Origin of the sequence: Ruminococcoides intestinale (genome assembly GCF_040095935.1) — a bacterium.
Lineage (GTDB): Bacteria > Bacillota > Clostridia > Oscillospirales > Acutalibacteraceae > Ruminococcoides > Ruminococcoides intestinale.
In genome coordinates, this window is sequence record NZ_JBBMFQ010000002.1 from 185,596 (window position 1) to 202,749 (window position 17,154).

General features: G+C 43.7%; 13 protein-coding genes. 2 read left to right on the forward strand and 11 right to left on the reverse strand.

Annotation, left to right across the window (positions count from 1 at the left end; all coding sequences use genetic code 11):
* Nucleotides 1–80: 80 nt before the first annotated feature.
* The 8 genes from argF to WMO31_RS04650 form a co-directional block, all read right to left on the reverse strand.
* Nucleotides 81–1,010, reverse strand: a complete 930-nt coding sequence (gene argF, locus WMO31_RS04615; protein WP_015523074.1) for an ornithine carbamoyltransferase — start codon at nucleotides 1,008–1,010, stop codon at nucleotides 81–83.
* On the reverse strand, nucleotides 1,010–2,182 hold the full coding sequence (locus tag WMO31_RS04620; RefSeq protein ID WP_367999299.1) for an aspartate aminotransferase family protein: 1,173 nt from the start codon (nucleotides 2,180–2,182) through the stop codon (nucleotides 1,010–1,012). The genes argF and WMO31_RS04620 overlap by 1 nt, the downstream gene beginning before the upstream one ends.
* Before the next feature lie 15 nt (nucleotides 2,183–2,197).
* Nucleotides 2,198–2,620 carry a GNAT family N-acetyltransferase gene (locus WMO31_RS04625; protein ID WP_021883825.1) on the reverse strand — a complete coding sequence of 141 codons (423 nt, stop codon included), beginning with the start codon at nucleotides 2,618–2,620 and terminating at the stop codon, nucleotides 2,198–2,200.
* 186 nt (nucleotides 2,621–2,806) lie between these two features.
* Nucleotides 2,807–3,658: an acetylglutamate kinase gene (argB, locus tag WMO31_RS04630; protein WP_015523076.1), complete on the reverse strand. Its 852-nt coding sequence runs from the start codon at nucleotides 3,656–3,658 to the stop codon at nucleotides 2,807–2,809.
* 52 nt (nucleotides 3,659–3,710) lie between these two features.
* Nucleotides 3,711–4,937, reverse strand: a complete 1,227-nt coding sequence (gene argJ / locus WMO31_RS04635) for a bifunctional ornithine acetyltransferase/N-acetylglutamate synthase (RefSeq protein ID WP_367999300.1) — start codon at nucleotides 4,935–4,937, stop codon at nucleotides 3,711–3,713.
* Nucleotides 4,938–4,949: 12 nt separating this feature from the next.
* Nucleotides 4,950–5,987 carry an N-acetyl-gamma-glutamyl-phosphate reductase gene (gene argC, locus WMO31_RS04640; RefSeq protein ID WP_367999301.1) on the reverse strand — a complete coding sequence of 346 codons (1,038 nt, stop codon included), beginning with the start codon at nucleotides 5,985–5,987 and terminating at the stop codon, nucleotides 4,950–4,952.
* A 536-nt stretch (nucleotides 5,988–6,523) separates the two neighbouring features.
* Entirely contained in the window at nucleotides 6,524–7,900 is a 1,377-nt protein-coding gene (gene argH, locus WMO31_RS04645) for an argininosuccinate lyase (protein WP_293639388.1), read from the reverse strand.
* Nucleotides 7,901–8,145: 245 nt separating this feature from the next.
* The gene (locus WMO31_RS04650) at nucleotides 8,146–9,369 is read right to left on the reverse strand and encodes an argininosuccinate synthase (protein ID WP_015523080.1); all 1,224 of its coding nucleotides are present in this window, start codon (nucleotides 9,367–9,369) and stop codon (nucleotides 8,146–8,148) included.
* A 450-nt stretch (nucleotides 9,370–9,819) separates the two neighbouring features.
* Between WMO31_RS04650 and WMO31_RS04655 the strand changes: the two genes are divergently transcribed.
* Both WMO31_RS04655 and WMO31_RS04660 read left to right on the forward strand, forming a co-directional pair.
* Nucleotides 9,820–10,185, forward strand: a complete 366-nt coding sequence (locus WMO31_RS04655; protein ID WP_438871050.1) for a type II toxin-antitoxin system HicB family antitoxin — start codon at nucleotides 9,820–9,822, stop codon at nucleotides 10,183–10,185.
* 50 nt (nucleotides 10,186–10,235) lie between these two features.
* A complete protein-coding gene (locus tag WMO31_RS04660; RefSeq protein WP_367999302.1) occupies nucleotides 10,236–10,745 on the forward strand; it encodes a flavin reductase family protein in 510 nt (169 codons plus the stop codon).
* A 162-nt stretch (nucleotides 10,746–10,907) separates the two neighbouring features.
* Here WMO31_RS04660 and WMO31_RS04665 read toward each other — a convergent pair whose 3' ends face one another.
* The 3 genes from WMO31_RS04665 to WMO31_RS04675 all read right to left on the reverse strand — a co-directional run bounded on the left by WMO31_RS04665 (nucleotide 10,908) and on the right by WMO31_RS04675 (nucleotide 17,144).
* Entirely contained in the window at nucleotides 10,908–14,978 is a 4,071-nt protein-coding gene (locus WMO31_RS04665; protein ID WP_367999303.1) for an alpha-amylase family glycosyl hydrolase, read from the reverse strand.
* 304 nt (nucleotides 14,979–15,282) lie between these two features.
* Nucleotides 15,283–16,497, reverse strand: a complete 1,215-nt coding sequence (locus tag WMO31_RS04670) for a sensor histidine kinase (RefSeq protein ID WP_367999304.1) — start codon at nucleotides 16,495–16,497, stop codon at nucleotides 15,283–15,285.
* Nucleotides 16,497–17,144: a response regulator transcription factor gene (locus WMO31_RS04675; RefSeq protein WP_278868163.1), complete on the reverse strand. Its 648-nt coding sequence runs from the start codon at nucleotides 17,142–17,144 to the stop codon at nucleotides 16,497–16,499. The genes WMO31_RS04670 and WMO31_RS04675 overlap by 1 nt, the downstream gene beginning before the upstream one ends.
* Nucleotides 17,145–17,154: the final 10 nt, after the last annotated feature.

Here is a 17,154-nt window from a genome sequence, read left to right on the forward strand (position 1 = left end):
CATTGCACAAAACAGCTGTCTTACTGTTGTACAAGGTGACTTTTTTGCTTTTTATGAAGTTTTAAAGAATCAAACTGTCATCAAACTTTTTCAGGCATTTCATCTGCCATACATTCAACAAGAACAGCCTTCTGAGCGTGAAGACGGTTTTCTGCCTCCTCAAAGATTTCATTTGCGTGTTCTTCAAATACATCTGCAGTAATCTCTTCGCCACGGTGTGCAGGGAGACAATGGAGAACCATACAATCCTTGTTTGTAACAGCCATAAGCTCCTTGTTAACCTGATAGCCTGCGAATGCTGCCTCACGGATTTTCTTTTCTTCTTCCTGTCCCATTGATGCCCATACATCTGTATAAACAATATCGGCATTCTTAGCGGCCTCAAGCGGATCTGTTACGATTTCAAACTTGCCGTTACCGTACTTTTCCCCGAACTCGATAATGTGCTTAGGAGGCATATAATCCTTTGGACAGGCGGCAGAGAAGCTCATGCCTGTGCTGAGTGCGCCGACGATGAGCGAGTTCATCATGTTGTTGCCGTCACCGATAAAGCACATCTTGAGTCCTTCAAGCTTGCCCTTGAATTCACGGATTGTCATAAGGTCTGCAAGAACCTGACATGGATGACAATAGTCTGTAAGACCGTTGATAATCGGGATTGAACCGTACTCTGCAAGAGCCTCAACTTCTTTCTGCTCAAAGGTACGAATCATAATACCGTCAAGAAAACGGGAAAGAACACGGGCTGTGTCCTCAACAGGCTCGCCTCTGCCAATCTGAAGGTCATTTGATGAGAGGAAAAGCGGATAACCGCCGAGCTGTGTCATACCAACCTCAAATGAAACACGGGTACGGGTGCTTGACTTTTCAAAAATCATACCAAGAGACTTGCCCTTGAGAATTTTATGCTCAATGCCGTGTTTCTGCTCATATTTAAGCTGATCGGCAAGGTTAAGTGTGTTGATAATTTCTTCTGTTGACCAATCCTCAAGTTTAAGTAAGTGTTTCATTAGTTGTTCTCCTTTATTGTTTTTTCGAGTATATTAATCGCCTCGTCAATTTCATTGTAATCGATAACAAGCGGTGGGAGCATACGGAGCAAATCTTTTGCCGTGATAATAAGCAAGCCGTTTTCAACGCATTTGATTGCAATGTCATGTGCATCGCCCTTTTCAAGCTCAATACCAATCATAAGTCCCATTCTGCGAACGCTCTTTACGCCGTCAATTTTTGTGAGCTTGTCCTCAAAATACTGACCTTTTTTCTCAACCTCGGCAAGAAATTCGTCATTTGCAACTGTGTCAAGAACATAGTTTGCACCTGCACAAACAACAGGATTTGCGCCGAATGTTGTGCCGTGAGTTGACGGTGACATAACATCCTTGAGCTTTTCACCGCACATACAAACACCGATAGGAAGTCCGCCGCCGAGCCCCTTTGCAACCGTCATAAGGTCGGGGAGGATACCGTAATTCTGATGAGCAAACAGCTTGCCTGTTCTGCCTACGCCTGTCTGAACCTCATCGACAATAACGAGAATATCGTTGTCGTTGCAATACTTAACAAGTTCTTTTACATATTCGGGATCGAGGATATTTACACCGCCCTCGCCCTGAATGAGTTCAAGCATTACTGCGCAGGTTTTGTCTGAAACAACTGCTTTCAGAGCGTCCATATCGTCTGCGTCTGCATACTTAAAGCCCTCTGTAAAAGGGAAGAAATAGTTGTGAAAAACATCCTGACCTGTTGCGGCAAGAGTTGTAACAGTTCTGCCGTGAAAGGAATTGTTAAGCGTTACGATTTCATTTCTGCCCTCGCCGTACTTGTCAAAGCTGTACTTACGGGCAATTTTGATTGCGCATTCGTTAGCCTCTGCACCGCTGTTGCCAAAGCAGACCTTTGAAAGACCTGTAAGTGTGCAAAGCTTTTCGGCAAGGTTGCTTGCCTGTGAACAGTAAAAATAGTTTGACATATGCTGAATTGTGCCTGCCTGCTTTGAAACAGCCTCAACCCAACCGTCATTGCAATAGCCAAGGCTGTTTACACCGATACCCGATGAAACATCAATGTACTTTTTGCCGTTTTCGTCATATGCGGTAACGCCTTTTGCGCTTTTGAGAGCAACATCGTAGCGACCGTATGTGTGCATAATATATTTTAAATCTTTCTCTTTTGTAGTCAAGTTAGCCACACCCTTTCATATTTTATCGTTGCTGAAGGAGTAAACAAAAACATCCTCACGCTTTTCAAAGCCGAAATCACGCCAGAAGCTTTGACCTGTTTCGTTGTTCTGATAACAGAAAATGTGAGTTTTGTCGATGCCTTGTTCACGGATTTTTTGGATAGCGGTCTGTGCAAGAGCGTGACCGATTTTCTTTCGTCTGAATTCGGGCAGAACAGCCATATGGTGGATAAATCCCCGTCTGCCGTCATGACCTGCAAGCACGGTTCCGACAATTTTTCCGTCAACCACGGCAACCTGACTCATACCGGCGTTGTGCTTGAGATAACGCTCCATCTGATCTTTTTCATCAGCCTTAGAGAGCGCACGTTTTGTGGTAATCTGCCACATCTCATAGACCTCGTCATAGTCGTCAATTGTCATTTCTCGTATAATCATTGCACCCTCCAAAATCTAATCTGTAGGGGCGAACTGCGTTCGCCCGCGGGAGCACACGGTGCTCCCCTACAAACAATACACTGCTTTTGTCAAATAAAAATTTTAAGTTAAACAGAAAGTTTTATTTAGCGAGCGACCAATGACCGCCTCTACCGTTTTTACAAATCAGCAAAACAGCAATGCTAATCAATAAAACATTGTACCGATGCCTTCATCGCTGAAAAGCTCGAGCAGAATTGAATGTTCGATTCTGCCGTCAATGATATGGGCACGGTTTACACCGCTGCGGACTGCCTCAACACAGCAATCAATCTTGGGAATCATACCGCCGCTGATGATGCCGTCACGCTTGAGCATAGGAACTTCGCTGACATTGACAACTGGGATGAGTGAATCCTCATCGTGAACATCACGGAGAAGTCCTCTGATATCTGTCATAAGAATGAGCTTTTTTGCACCGATTTTAGCGGCAATCTGCGATGCCGCAATGTCTGCGTTAATATTGTATACATTGCCGTCATAACCGCCTGCAACTGTTGAAACAATCGGAATATAGCCGCTTGCAAGAGCATTGTTGAGCGGTTCGGGGTTAACCTCCTTAATTTCGCCCACATAGCCGAGGTCTGCGCCTGTAACAAGCTTTTCAGCCATGAGCATTCTGCCGTCAAGACCGCAAAGTCCCATAGCCTTACCGCCGTGACTGCCGAGGAGCTGAACAAGGCTCTTGTTGACCTTGCCTGCAAGCACCATCTGAACAATGTCGATAGTTTCCTTGTCGGTCACTCTCATACCGTTGATAAACTTGCTTTCCTTGCCAACGGCTTTGAGCATTGCATTGATTTCGGGTCCGCCACCGTGAACAAGCACAACATTGACTCCGACAAGCTGCATAAGAACGAGGTCACTCATAACTGCCGCTTTAAGTTCTTCGTTTATCATAGCGTTTCCGCCGTATTTTACAACAATTGTTTCGCCCGAATATTTCTTGATATAGGGCATTGCCTGTATAAGTACCTTGGCTCTCTTTGAAACATCCATTTTCTTCAATCCTTTATGTAGTTGATTTCCGCTCACACAATCAAATCGCATATTATGTGCGGTAGTCACCGTTGATTTTCACATAATCATAGGTAAGGTCGCAACCGTAAGCCTCGGCAGATGCATTGCCGTCACCTAATTTCACGAGAATTTCAATTTCATCCTCAAGCAAAATCTCCTTAGCCTTGTCCTCATCAAACACAAGACCGTTGCCGTTCTTGCAAACAAGGATTTCACCCTTTGCGGATTTATATGAAACATCAATTTTTTTAACATCTGTTTCGGCACCGCTGTAGCCGATTGCGCAGAGGATTCTTCCGCAGTTTGCGTCAGCCCCGAACATTGCCGCCTTTACAAGACTTGAACAGATGATGCTCTTTGAAATAATCTTTGCACTCTTATCGTCTTTTGCACCGTCAACCTTGCAGATAAGGAGCTTTGTTGCACCTTCACCGTCTTTTGCAAGCTTCTTTGCAACCTTTTTGAATGCATCGGTAAGAACGGCTGTAAAGGCTTTGTAATCATCGTTCTTCTCTGTGATTTCCTTGTTGCCTGCATAACCCGATGCCATAATTGCAAGGGTATCGTTTGTTGAGGTATCACCGTCAACGCTTACCATATTATAGCTGACATCAGCGGCTTCGATAAGTGCGGACTTGAGCATTTCGGAAGAAATTGCCGCATCGGTTGTTACAAAGGAAAGAGTTGTACCCATGTTAATATGAATCATACCGCTGCCCTTAGCAATACCGCCGATTGTAACCTTTTTGCCGTCAAGAACCGTTTCGACAGCCCACTGCTTTTTCACGGTGTCGGTTGTCATAATTGCCTCTGCGGCAGAGATTCCGCCGTCCTTTGAAAGCGTGCCTTTGAGCTTTTCAATTCCGCTTGCAATGGGTTCAATCGGGAGAGGCTGACCGATGACACCTGTTGATGCAACGATTACATCGTTTTCGTCAACACCGAGAGCGTCTGCGGCAAGACTGCACATTTTCTCAGCCTTTTCATAGCCGTCAGGGTTACAGGCATTTGCATTGCCTGAATTTACGACAACAGCCTGAGCCGTACCGTTTTCAAGGTGTTTTTTAGTAACATATATAGTGTCGGACTTTACAAGGTTCTTTGTAAAGATAGCCGCACTGTTGCAAACCTTGTCGCAGTAAATGAGCGCAAGGTCTTTTTTAGTTGTGTTAGATGCTTTGACTCCGGCACAAATTCCGTTGGCTGTAAAGCCCTTTGCGGAAGTGACCGAGCCGTTTTCAATATACTTGATTTCCATAGATATTCACCCTTAAAATGCAGGCGGAACGATTACCAAACCTGTTTTTTCGTCAAGTCCGAAGATGATGTTCATATTCTGAATAGCCTGACCTGCGGCACCCTTGACCATGTTGTCGATTGCGGCACAGGCAACGAGCTTGTTTGCTCTCTTATCGTGGTGAATTGAAACATCACAGAAGTTAGAATATTTGATATTGTGAATGTCGGCACATTTGCCGTCATCAAGAAGTCTTACAAAAAATTCGTTCTTGTAAAAGTCCTCATAAGCCTTTCTGATTTGTTCAAAGGTTACACCGTCTTTGATGTCGGCATAAACAGTTGCGAGAATGCCACGGTTTACGGGGAGAAGGTGCGGAACAAAGGTGATAATAACCTTTTCGCCCGAAAGCTTTGAAAGAGTCTGCTCAATTTCGGGAGTGTGGCGGTGGCTTGCAACCTTATAAGCGTGGAATCCTTCGTTAAGTTCGGGATAGTGGTTGCCCTGATTTGGCTTTCTGCCGGCACCCGTAACACCGCTTTTGCAGTCGCAAATGATGCCCTTTGTGCTGACAAGTCCGTTTACAATTGCAGGAGCAATTGCGAGCGGTGAACAGGTTGTGTAACAACCCGGATTTGCAACAAGCTTTTTGCCCTTGATTTTATCTCTGAAAAATTCAGGAAGTCCGTAAACTGCCTGTTCGTGAAGTTTTTTGTCAAGAAAAGTTCCGCCGTACCATTCGGTGTATTCTTCTTCGCTTTCAAGGCGGAAGTCAGCGCCGAGGTCAATAAATGCCTTGCCTGCATCAATGCACTTTGCGGCAAGCTCCTGTGAAAGACCGTGTGGGAGAGCGGCAAAGATAACATCGCTCTTTTCAACAACAGCGTCCTGATTTTCACAAATCATATCGTTTAAAAATGTATAAGACGGATAAACATCGCTCAGCTTGTCACCCTCAAAGGAAACAGAGCTGATTGCCGAAATTTCAGCCTCGGGATGAGCGGTAAGAAGTCTTACAAGCTCTGCACCTGCATAGCCCGTTGCACCGACGATACCTGCTTTTATTTTCATTGCTATCACCTAATCTATTGTAAATTTATATATTGTTTCTGTTGCTTAAAAACATTCTGATAAAACATAAAGTTTTCTCAATACCACGGATTTGCACACACAATTTCAATATTACGCTCGGGCAGAATATGCTTTTAATACTGCAAACTTTCTACACGAACCGGTAACGGCGGCTCGCTGTACTTTATATCTCTGTCAATTCATATTGACTTTTATTTGCATATACTATATAATAAGGCTACAGGGAAAACCGTTTAAAGCGGTTGACCTACTTTGTCTGGCATAATAACCGTCCGAAAGTAGAGCGTCGGGCGGTTATTTTTTTATGTTTTTAATGACTTCTGCAAGTGCTACGAGTAAAATTACGAGTAATACCGTTTCAGTCATACATATCACCCCCATTCATTTGGGAGTGTCAACCGCCTTAACTTCCCTGCAACCCCAACAAACCCGAAAATCGGGTTTATCGGCATTGAGTTTGCTTATTTATTAAATTATTTGAAACATTCCGTTAATTCGGAATGTTATTTTATTTTTTACAGCTTTTCTGCGATTTCTGCAACACGCTTAGCCTGAGCTTTTACATTTGCCGATGCAGGACCGCCGAATACTGTACGCTCGTTTGTACAGCGTTCAAGTGAAATTGCACTGTAAACATCATCGTTGAACACATCGCAAACCTTTTTGTATTCGTCCATTGGAAGATTTTCGAGGTCTGTACCGAGTTCAATACATCTTGCAACGAGTTCGCCTGTTGCCTTGTAGGCATCTCTGAACGGAACACCGTTCTTTGTGAGCCAGTCGGCACAGTCTGTTGCGTTGATAAAACCGCCTGCTGCGGCTTTTCTCATATTTTCGGGAATGACACGCATTGTGTCGAGCATGGGAGTAAAGGCTGTGAGGCACATTTTAACCGTGTCGAGTGCGTCAAAGATAGCCTCCTTGTCCTCCTGCATATCCTTGTTGTATGCAAGTGCAGTACCCTTCATAATTGTGAGGAGCGTCATATTGTCACCGAAAACTCTGCCGCTCTTACCACGAACAAGCTCAGCAATATCGGGGTTCTTTTTCTGCGGCATAATTGATGATCCTGTTGAAAAAGCGTCATCAAGTTCAATGAATTTAAATTCCCAACTGCACCACATAATGATTTCCTCTGAAAATCTTGAGAGGTGAACCATTATTATCGAAAGCACCGATGCAAATTCGATGCAGTAATCTCTGTCGGAAACACCGTCAAGAGAGTTGTTTGTAATTCTGTCAAAGCCTAGGAGTTCGGCTGTGATTGTTCTGTCAATCGGATATGTTGTGCCTGCAAGCGCACATGAACCGAGTGGCATTTCGTCCATTCTTTTAAGGCAGTCTTCAAGCCTTGAAACATCTCTCAAAAGCATTTCACCGTAAGCAAGGAGATGATGTCCGAAGGTAATCGGCTGTGCTCTCTGGAGGTGAGTATAGCCGGGCATAACAATTTCGCTGTACTTTTCAGCCTTGTCGGCAATAACCTTAATAAGACCTACAACGAGATTTTTTACATTGACAACCTCTTTTTTGAGGTAAAGCTTGATGTCAACTGCAACCTGATCGTTACGGCTTCTTGAGGTGTGAAGTCTTTTGCCGTTGTCGCCGATTCTTTTGGTAAGCTCACCCTCGATAAAGGTGTGAATGTCCTCAGCCTCCATATCAATGTGCAGAGTACCGTTTTCAATGTCAGCAAGAATGCCTTTAAGACCTTTTACGATATCGTTTGCCTCTTCTTCTTTAATAATGCCGCATCTGCCAAGCATTGTTGCGTGGGCAATGCTGCCCTCGATGTCTTCTTTATACATTCTGCTGTCGAATGAAATCGAGCTGTTAAAATCGTTAGTGGTTTTTGAAAGCTCCTTTTTGAAGCGTCCTTTCCAAAGCTGCATTATTATTTCTCCTTACATTATGTTTAGCCGTTGTAAAGCACTTTGTTGCTTTTGGTTTTAAATATTTATTTACACCTTGTTATTAATGTTGGATTAACCTGTAGGGGCGTTCATTAGACGCCCGCAAGTAATCGCAGAATATTTTTCAACCGACAAATACCGTAAAAAATAAAAAGGTGTAATAAACACTTATCGGGGCAGAGAAATTCCCTGCCCCTGATTATGTATGCAAATCAAAGATTTAATTATTTGATAAGGCCTTTCTTTGCACGAACCTTGATTGGAAGACCAAAGAGGTTGATAAAGCCTGCACTGTCGTTCTGGTCATAAACCTGATCTTCGTCAAAAGTAGCAATTTCCTCATCGTAGAGTGAATACGGGCTTGTTACGCCTGCATCAATGATGTTGCCCTTATAGAGTTTAAGTTTTACATCACCTGTTACATACTCCTGAGTGCTGTCAACGAAAGCTGAGAGAGCCTCACGGAGAGGTGTGTACCACTTGCCGTCATAAACGAGCTCTGCAAAAGCGTTGGCAACATTTTGCTTGTAGTGGAGTGTGTCCTTGTCAAGGCAGATTTCCTCAAGCTTTGCGTGAGCAGCATAGAGGATTGTACCGCCCGGAGTTTCATAAACGCCACGAGCCTTCATACCAACAAGACGGTTCTCAACGATATCTGTGATACCGACGCCGTTTCTGCCGCCGATTTTGTTGAGTTCCTTAATGAGTTCAACGCTGTCGATAGCCTCGCCGTTAAGTTTTGTGGGAACACCCTTTTCAAATGTAAGAGTTACATATTCTGCCTTATCGGGAGCCTGCTCAGGTGAAACACCGAGTTCAAGGAAGCCTTCCTTATTGTACATCGGCTCATTTGCAGGATTTTCAAGGTCAAGACCTTCGTGGCTCAAGTGCCAGAGATTCTTATCCTTTGAGTAGTTTGTTTCACGGTTAATCTTGAGCGGAATATTGTGCTTTTCAGCATATTCAATCTCATCTTCACGGCTCTTGAATTCCCATGTTCTCCAAGGAGCGATAATCTTCATGTCAGGAGCGTAAGCTTTGATAGCAAGTTCAAAACGAACCTGATCGTTACCCTTGCCTGTACAGCCGTGGCAAATTGCGTCAGCACCTTCGGCTTTTGCAATTTCAACGAGTCTTTTTGCAATGATAGGACGGGCAAAAGATGTGCCGAGGAGGTACTTGCCCTCGTAAACAGCACCTGCTTTTACTGTAGGAATGATATATTCGTCAACAAATTCCTTGTTGAGGTCTTCAATGTAAAGTTTTGATGCGCCTGTTTTGATAGCCTTTTCTTCAAGACCGTCAAGCTCTGTACCCTGACCAACATCACCCGAAACAGCGATAACTTCGCAGTTGTCGTAGTTTTCTTTAAGCCACGGAATGATGATTGAAGTATCAAGACCGCCTGAATATGCAAGAACTACCTTTTTAATCTTATTGTCAGCCATTTTTGATTCCTCCGGAATTTGGAAACACTTTATGTCGGTGTTTCCTTTAATTAATTTTTATTACTCTTACATTATACACTCTGTTTTCAAAAAATCAAGTGTTTTTTGAATAAATATTCAATGTTTTTTCAAATTTGCATTTTTGGGTACAAATTGACCGAAATCTGCTTTATTTTCGCTGTATTATCAGTGTTTTTGGCGGTTGACATGTCACATTCTCCCCTGAATTTCTGAAAAATGTATATATGCACAAAAAATGAATATTCATTTTATTCATCCATTTATGCATATTCATACATACATATACACCCATTTTGCATATTTTTCATTTTGTGAAAACGGCTGAAATCACTTCAAAAACCTGTTGACACCGTATGTGATACCATTTATAATATTATTCGGAAATACGAAAACAGACATTAAGACAAATTGTTGAAGGTGAGGCGAAAGATGATGAAAACACTTAACGATTATCTTGCAATGTCATATCGTATGGAAATTGTCGAGGACAAGAACGAGGGCGGTTTTCTTGTATCATTTCCTGAGCTTCCGGGTTGCATAGCCTGCGGTGATACAATTGAATCGGCTGTTGCAAATGCAGAGAACGCTAAAAAAGCCTGGTTTGAAGCCGCCTTTGAAAGCGGAGTTGTAATTCACGAACCCGACAGCCTTGAAGAATATTCGGGACAATTCAAGCTGAGAATCCCGAAAAGTCTGCACCGCTCACTTGCCGAACATTCAAAGAAAGAGGGCATAAGTATGAATCAATACTGTGTCTATCTTCTGGCAAAAAATGATGCAGTCTATTCAAAATAGAATTTTGAAAGCATATTATATAAAACACAATTGTTGAAAGGAAGATTTATATGTCAGCATTCAAAGAGATCAATCCGAAAGAAATTGTTGAAAGTCCGTTTAAGCTTATCGGTGATGATTGGGCGCTTGTTACGGCAGGCGACAGGGAAAAATTCAACACAATGACGATAAGCTGGGGCGGTGTAGGCATTATGTGGGGTAAGCCCGTTGTATTCACCTTTATTCGTCCGCAGAGATATACATTTGCGTTTATGGAGAACGGCGACCGCTATACAATGAGCTTTTTTGATGAAAAGTACAGAGATGCCCTCAAATTCTGCGGTTCAAAGAGTGGCAAGGATTATGACAAGGTAAAGGAAACAGGTCTTACTCCTGCGTTCACGGAAAACGGCTCTGTATATTTTGAAGAGGCAAAGCTTGTTCTTGAATGCAAAAAAATGTACGCTCAAAGTCTTAATGCCGAAAGCATTGCCGACCGTGAAAACGTTGACAAGTGGTATGACAACGACTTCCATAAAATGTACATCAGCGAAATTACAAAGGTTCTTGTAAAAGTATAATCGGTAATTTTAAATTCATCATGACAAAATGGCAGACAATCACACGGTTGTCTGCCATTTTCTATTTAAAAAGCTGTACAAAAAATGCCCCTCACATTTTGTGAGGGGCATTCCTTACTATATCGACTAAACGGAACGATATGTCAATTGCTTTAAAACTTATTAAAAGTTGCTGATGAGGTCTACAACAAACTTCTGAATAGTAGTAGCATCCTTAACTGTGATTGTGCCGTCATGGTCAACATCGGCAGCAGTAAACTGGTCGTTTGTGAATGCAACGAGCTGAGCAACGTACATCTGAACTTCGGTTGCATCTACAACTGTGATGTCGCCGTCCATGTTAACATCACCAAGGGTTACATCGCCGACAAATGCCGTTGATGCGTTTACTGATACTTTTTCAAAGCCTGTAATGCCTGTTACATCGCAAACCTTGCTGTTATTTACAACAGATGCCTGATTAAGCTTGTTGCCCTTTACATAACCTAATGTAAGGTACTGTGTGTCAAGATATACGCTTGCAGTACCTGAACCGATAACCTCAAATGTGAGTGAGATAAATGTATCTCCGTTGTACTGAGTAGGCACCTGTGGGTTAGTAAATACACCCTTAATTACATTGCTGTAAGCATTGTGAATAAGGTTTGACTGTGAAGGCATGATTGTCTGCTTGCCGTCTGCCTTGTTATCAGCCATGTTGAATTTGAGCTTGCTTGAATCATACTTAACAGCCCACTGTCCGTCAACAACGCCCATGTTTGAGTTGAGCTTGTAGAGAACAGTTACCTTCTTGCCGTCAGTGCTTACTGTCTTTGATGCAGAACCAAAGTAATTTGAAGTAGCGTTTACTGTGAGCTTCTGAGCAGGAGCAGTAGTCGGCTCTGTAGCTGTTGTAGGCTGTGTAGGTGCAGTCGGCTGAGTAGCTGTTGTTGGCTGAGTAGCTGTAGTCGGCTGAGTTGAAGTAGTAGGCTGTGTCGGAAGTGTAGGAGATGTTGGAACAAATCCGCTTTCAATGTCGCCGTTCTTCATAGCATATGAATATGTGCCGTTTACACCGTTTCTTGTTGCGTCAACCTTGATTGTGCTTGTTTTCTTGAGAGCTGATGTTGCAACTGTGAATGCGCCCGTTACATCGTCTGCAGTAGCAGTATATGTCTTACCGTCAACTGTAACAGTTACCTTTGCACCGCTGGCTGTAACACCTGATACAACGCTCTTGCCTGCAACTGCATATGTGAGTGTTGCAGGAGCAAGTACAAGTGCCTTCTGAGCTGACTTGAGGTCTGCAATCATAGCATTCATATCTTCAGCTGTTGTAGCGTCTTCGCCTGCTTTAATCATAGCCTCGGCTGACTTGAGAACCTTCTGAGCATTTGCCCAGCTCTCTGCTGTGTAGTCTGATGCTGTCATAGCAAGAATCTTTCTTGCTTCTTTCTTGAGTGATTCATAAGGTGAAACAACGATTGGCTTTGATGTAAGCTTGTATGTTGTACAACCTTCGTTTGTAATTTCGATTGTAGCGCCATCTCTAACGCCTGTGATATCTGCTGTCTGACCTGAACCGCTGCTGAGAATAATGCTTACTTCGTCAACATTATCGAACTTAACAACATAGTTGCCGTCAGAATCTTTTTCTGTAAGAGCAACGCCCGGCCATGCGCCTGTGAGCTTCTGTGTATCATTCCAAGCGTAAATTTTGTAGCTTGCAGATGGGCTGTAAGGCTTAATTGTTACGGAAACAGAACCCTCTGCAGGCTCTGGCTCGCCGCCGCCTCCCTGCTGATTACCGTTGGTTACTGTCTTAACCGATGCGTAGTTGCCGTTCTGAATTTCGAGAACAGCACCGTCATAAAGACCTGTGATATCGCCTGACTGTGAGCCGCTGCCGTTGTTGAGAACAACGCTGAATGACTTGTCAGCTGAAACAGGAAGTGTGAGTTCATATGTGTTTGCCTGACCTGAAACGGCTGCTGCCTTTTGACCCGGCCATGCACCGTTGAGTGCTGTGCTTGCACCTGTCCAAGCGTAAACATTCGGAGCGCCTGCTGTGCTCTTGATTGTAAGCTTTGATGTCTGACTTGCTGTCGAACCGGGAACAGTTGTGCTCTGTGTCGGGCTGGTTGTAGGCTTTTCGTCGTTTTCGCCGAGCTTGAGGAATGTGAATTTAGCCTCTGAGCTTGCCTTGTCGTTTGTAGCCTCAACAGTTACTTCGATTGTATCGTTCTTGTAAGCTGTCTGACCGATTGTGAATGTGTCGCCGTCCTTAACAACAAACTTGTTACCGCCGTCAACAGAAACCTTTGCGCTGTCGCATTCCTTGAGAGAAACAGTAACCTGCTCTGTGCCGTAGAACTTCGGCTCGCCTGTGATTGATACAAGCGGCTGACCGTCAGCATTTTCCATAAGGATTGTGCCGTTTACACCGCTGTTGAAAGTTACCTTACCGTCAGTAACAACTGAAGATGAGTTGTCATAAGTATTGATTACATAGCTGCCGTCTTCCCAAAGAGTTGAAACATCAACAGTTACGCTTGAATTTTTGTTACAGCCGATTACTGCAGCTGCCTGATCTGTTACGCCGTTCTTATCGTATGTACGGCCGAAAGCAACACCGCTTGTAGCTGAGAGCTTAACATTTGCGCCGGCACCGATAGATACGTGCTTGTTACGGAACTGACCAACCTTCTGCCACTGAGCAAGAAGAGTTTTGTCCATGTCGTTCCAGTTCATATCACTTCTGAGTGCGTGACCCGATCCGCCGTAACCGTCAAATGCAACGCCGGGATAGAGAGGACGGTTGGTTTCGTCACCGTAGAAAATCTGAACTCCGCCCGGGAGAAGGAGGAATGCAGCCGCATTGTAAAGCATTGTGTTCTCATCGCCACGGGTAAGTGTTTCATCGTGTGATGACATAAATGAAAGAACGTTAAAGCCTTCCTTTGTGTTGATCTTGTCTGCATAGCCCTGATATGTGTTTGCAACACTACCGCTTGCAAGAGCACCGCCGCCTGTAACTGCGAAGTTAATCATTGAGTCGAAGCCGCCCTCGGAATAGTATGTGTCGTAGCCTACACCGTGATCCCAATGCTCGCCTGTCATCCAGAAATCTTCTTTCCAGTCAGCACCTGCTTTGCCCTTGTTGTTGGATCTCCACTCTCTGAGAGCAGAAACACAAGCCTGCTTGAGCTGGTTCCAAGAAGCCTTATCAACATGCTTTGCAGTATCGCAACGGAAACCGTCAACACCGTACTCCCTAACCCACTCTGAAAGCCAGGTTGAAAGGTAGCCTGTTACTGTGTTTTTGTCACCGTATTTTGCGAGCTTCTGAGCATATGTACCTTCCTGAGTCCACTTTGTTTTGAGGATCGGAGGAATTGTAACATCCTTTGTCTGCTCTGTTCTGAAGTCGGGAAGTCCGCTGAGTGACATTGTAAGATCACCGCCGGCACCCTCTGTATATCCGGGAAGACCGCTGCGGATCCAGTCATTGCTCCACCATTTGCCCCAGTCTTCTTCTGATGTTTTATAGTCAATGTGGTCGTTTACTTCACCTACATCTGTGAGCTTGTATTTGAAGTCTAACGCACCGTCAAGGAGAGTACCGAAGCCGAACTGCTCCATATCTGCAACGGTGTTGTAGCCTGTGTGGTTCATTACGATATCCATGATAACTCTGATACCGTGCTCATGCGCTGTGTCAACGAGAGTTTTGAACTCCTCTTTTGTACCGAAGTTTGCATCGGTTTCGGTATAGTCAAGAACATAGTAGCCGTGATATGAGTAGTGAGCAAAGCCCTTACCTGAATCACAATAGCCGTGGGTCTGCTCATACGGAGCTGAGATCCAAATTGCGTTTACACCGAGGTTGTCAAAATAGCCCTCTTCAATTGACTGAGTAACACCTGCAAAGTCGCCGCCGTGGAATGTACCGGGGTTTGTATCCCAGCCGTCAAGCGGTTTGCCGTCCTTGTCAAGTGTTCTGCCGTATGAATGGTCATTTGCGGTGTTTCCGTTCTTAAAACGGTCGGTAAGCAGGAAATACACATTGGCATTATCCCATGTAAAGCCGTCATCCTCAACAAGTGAACCTGCGGCAGTTGATGATGCAGATGTGCTGCTGTCATCGGAAACTGTTGCAGCACTTGCCGAACCAAATGCTACGGAAGCACCGGGGAGAGCCATACAAAGTGTCAAAACGGCACTGAGCGCTCTCTTCATACTTCTTTTTTTCATTGTTTGATTACTCCTTTCAAAGCTTTTAAAACGTAGGGTCAAACATCCCTAGACAATTTGATTTTATCACAAAACTCTCACAAAAACTACACATAATCCTTTTATTTTGTAAAAATAGCAAGTTACACAATCTTTACACTGGAATTTTATGCAAAATTACCCTTGTCGCTCTTCTGTTTTTATTTATAAAGACAGTTTCAATTGCCCCCCTGCCGAAAATTACATAAATACGGTCGGGAATAATAAGATTTGTACTTAACAAAACTTTATTCCCGACCGAAATTTTCGCTTTTTAATTTTTATCTTATCTGAGTCTTACATTCAAAAATCTGAGTTTAAAGGTTGAGCCGACGCCGAGTTTGGAATCTGCGGTAATATATCCGCCTGTTTTTTCAACAATTGATTTTGCAAGCGACAGACCTATGCCAACGCTTGACGGGGATGAATTTCGTGCTTTATAGAACCTCTCAAAAATGTGGGGCAAATCCTTCGGGCTGATTCCGCAGCCGTTGTCGCTTATGGTGATTTCCGAATACATACTGTTCCTATAGGCAGAAATTCTGACATAACCGCCGTCGGTATGCTCAATACAGTTTTTTACAATGTTTGAAACCGCTTCGCAAATCCAGCGAAAATCGCAATTAAGCATAAAATCATTTTTGACGGTTTTTTCAATTCTCACATCACGGATATCGGCAAGAACCTCTGTGCGTGAAATGCACTCGTCAATTATTTTTTCAACCGACACATCTCCGAACTTCAATTCAACAGTTCCCGAATCAAGCATTGAGAGCGTAAGCAGACTTTTTACAAGGAAATTTATCGAATGGGCATTATGCGCTATATCCATAACAAAATCCCGTCTGATTTCAACGGGCATATCATCGTCATCAAGGATATTTTCGGTTGTTATCAAAATTGAAGTCAACGGTGTTTTAAGCTGATGTGAAATGTCGGCAAGCGAATTTTTGAGGATTTCTTTCTCTCGCATTGAATTGTCGGCATACTCACGAAGCATTACCGTTGTTTTTTGAATCTCCTGCTTTAACAGTGACATATCGTCGTCGGTTGAGCCGTCAAGGTCGAGGTCGTACTCTCGGTTGTTTATTTTTTCAAGACATTTTACAATTTCAAGTCGCTGTCGCTTTTGCTTTTTACAGTATCTTATGAACACAACGCAGAGCAAAATTCCGAACACACAAACACCTGCGGTTGCAATCACAATTGTAATTGTTGCATAACTTCCGCTCTGAATGTCAACCCAGCCACTGTCGGATTTTATTCCGTACTTTGCAAAGTCGCCTTTTATGCCGGCAGTGTCGCTGTTCAAAATTTGAGCAAGCTCCTTTTCCGAAATGTCGGGATATTGTTCCCTAACCTTTTCCGCAACGGCAATTATCTTTTTATCCGTGCTTTCACGAACAGCGTTAAAGCCTGCACCGATGCCTACTGCAACGGCACAACAGAAAAGCCCCGTTATCGCAAGCATTACCGCAAGAAATTTTGATGTGTTTTTCATTATACCTCCAGCCTGTAACCAAGGCCCTTTACGGTTTTAATCATATTTGTATCAAGTTTTTTGCGAAGTCTTTTTATGTACACGGTCAGCGTGTTGTCCTCAACATAATTCCCCGACAAATCCCATATGCGTTCAAGAATCTGTTCACGGGTCAGCACCTTGCCGCTGTTTTTGGCAAGCATTGCAAACAGACGGTACTCAAGCGCCGTAAGCACAACGGGATTGCCGTTTTTGCAAACCTGTTTTTTGTCAAAGTCAATGCTGATGTCGCCAAAATTCATAGCCATAGTTTTGTCGAGCTTTTTGGTAATTCGTTTAATTCTTGCAAGAAGCTCACGGCTTGAAAACGGTTTTGTTATGTAATCCTCCGCTCCGAGGTCAAAGCCTTTTACAATGCTGTCCTCATCGTCAAGTGCGGTGAGAAAAATCACGGGAGTTTCGCACACTCTTTTTATCTCGTCACAAAGCTCAAAGCCGTTGCCGTCGGGAAGCGATACATCAACAATAAAAAGGTCAAAGTCACCGCCGAGAGAGTTAAGGGTTGATTCGGCATTTTCACACAACGCAACCTCAAAGCCGTTTTGTTCAAGAGTGTAAACAAGTCCTTTTGAAATTGCACGGTTGTCCTCAACAAGAAGAATTTTCACAACAAGTCCT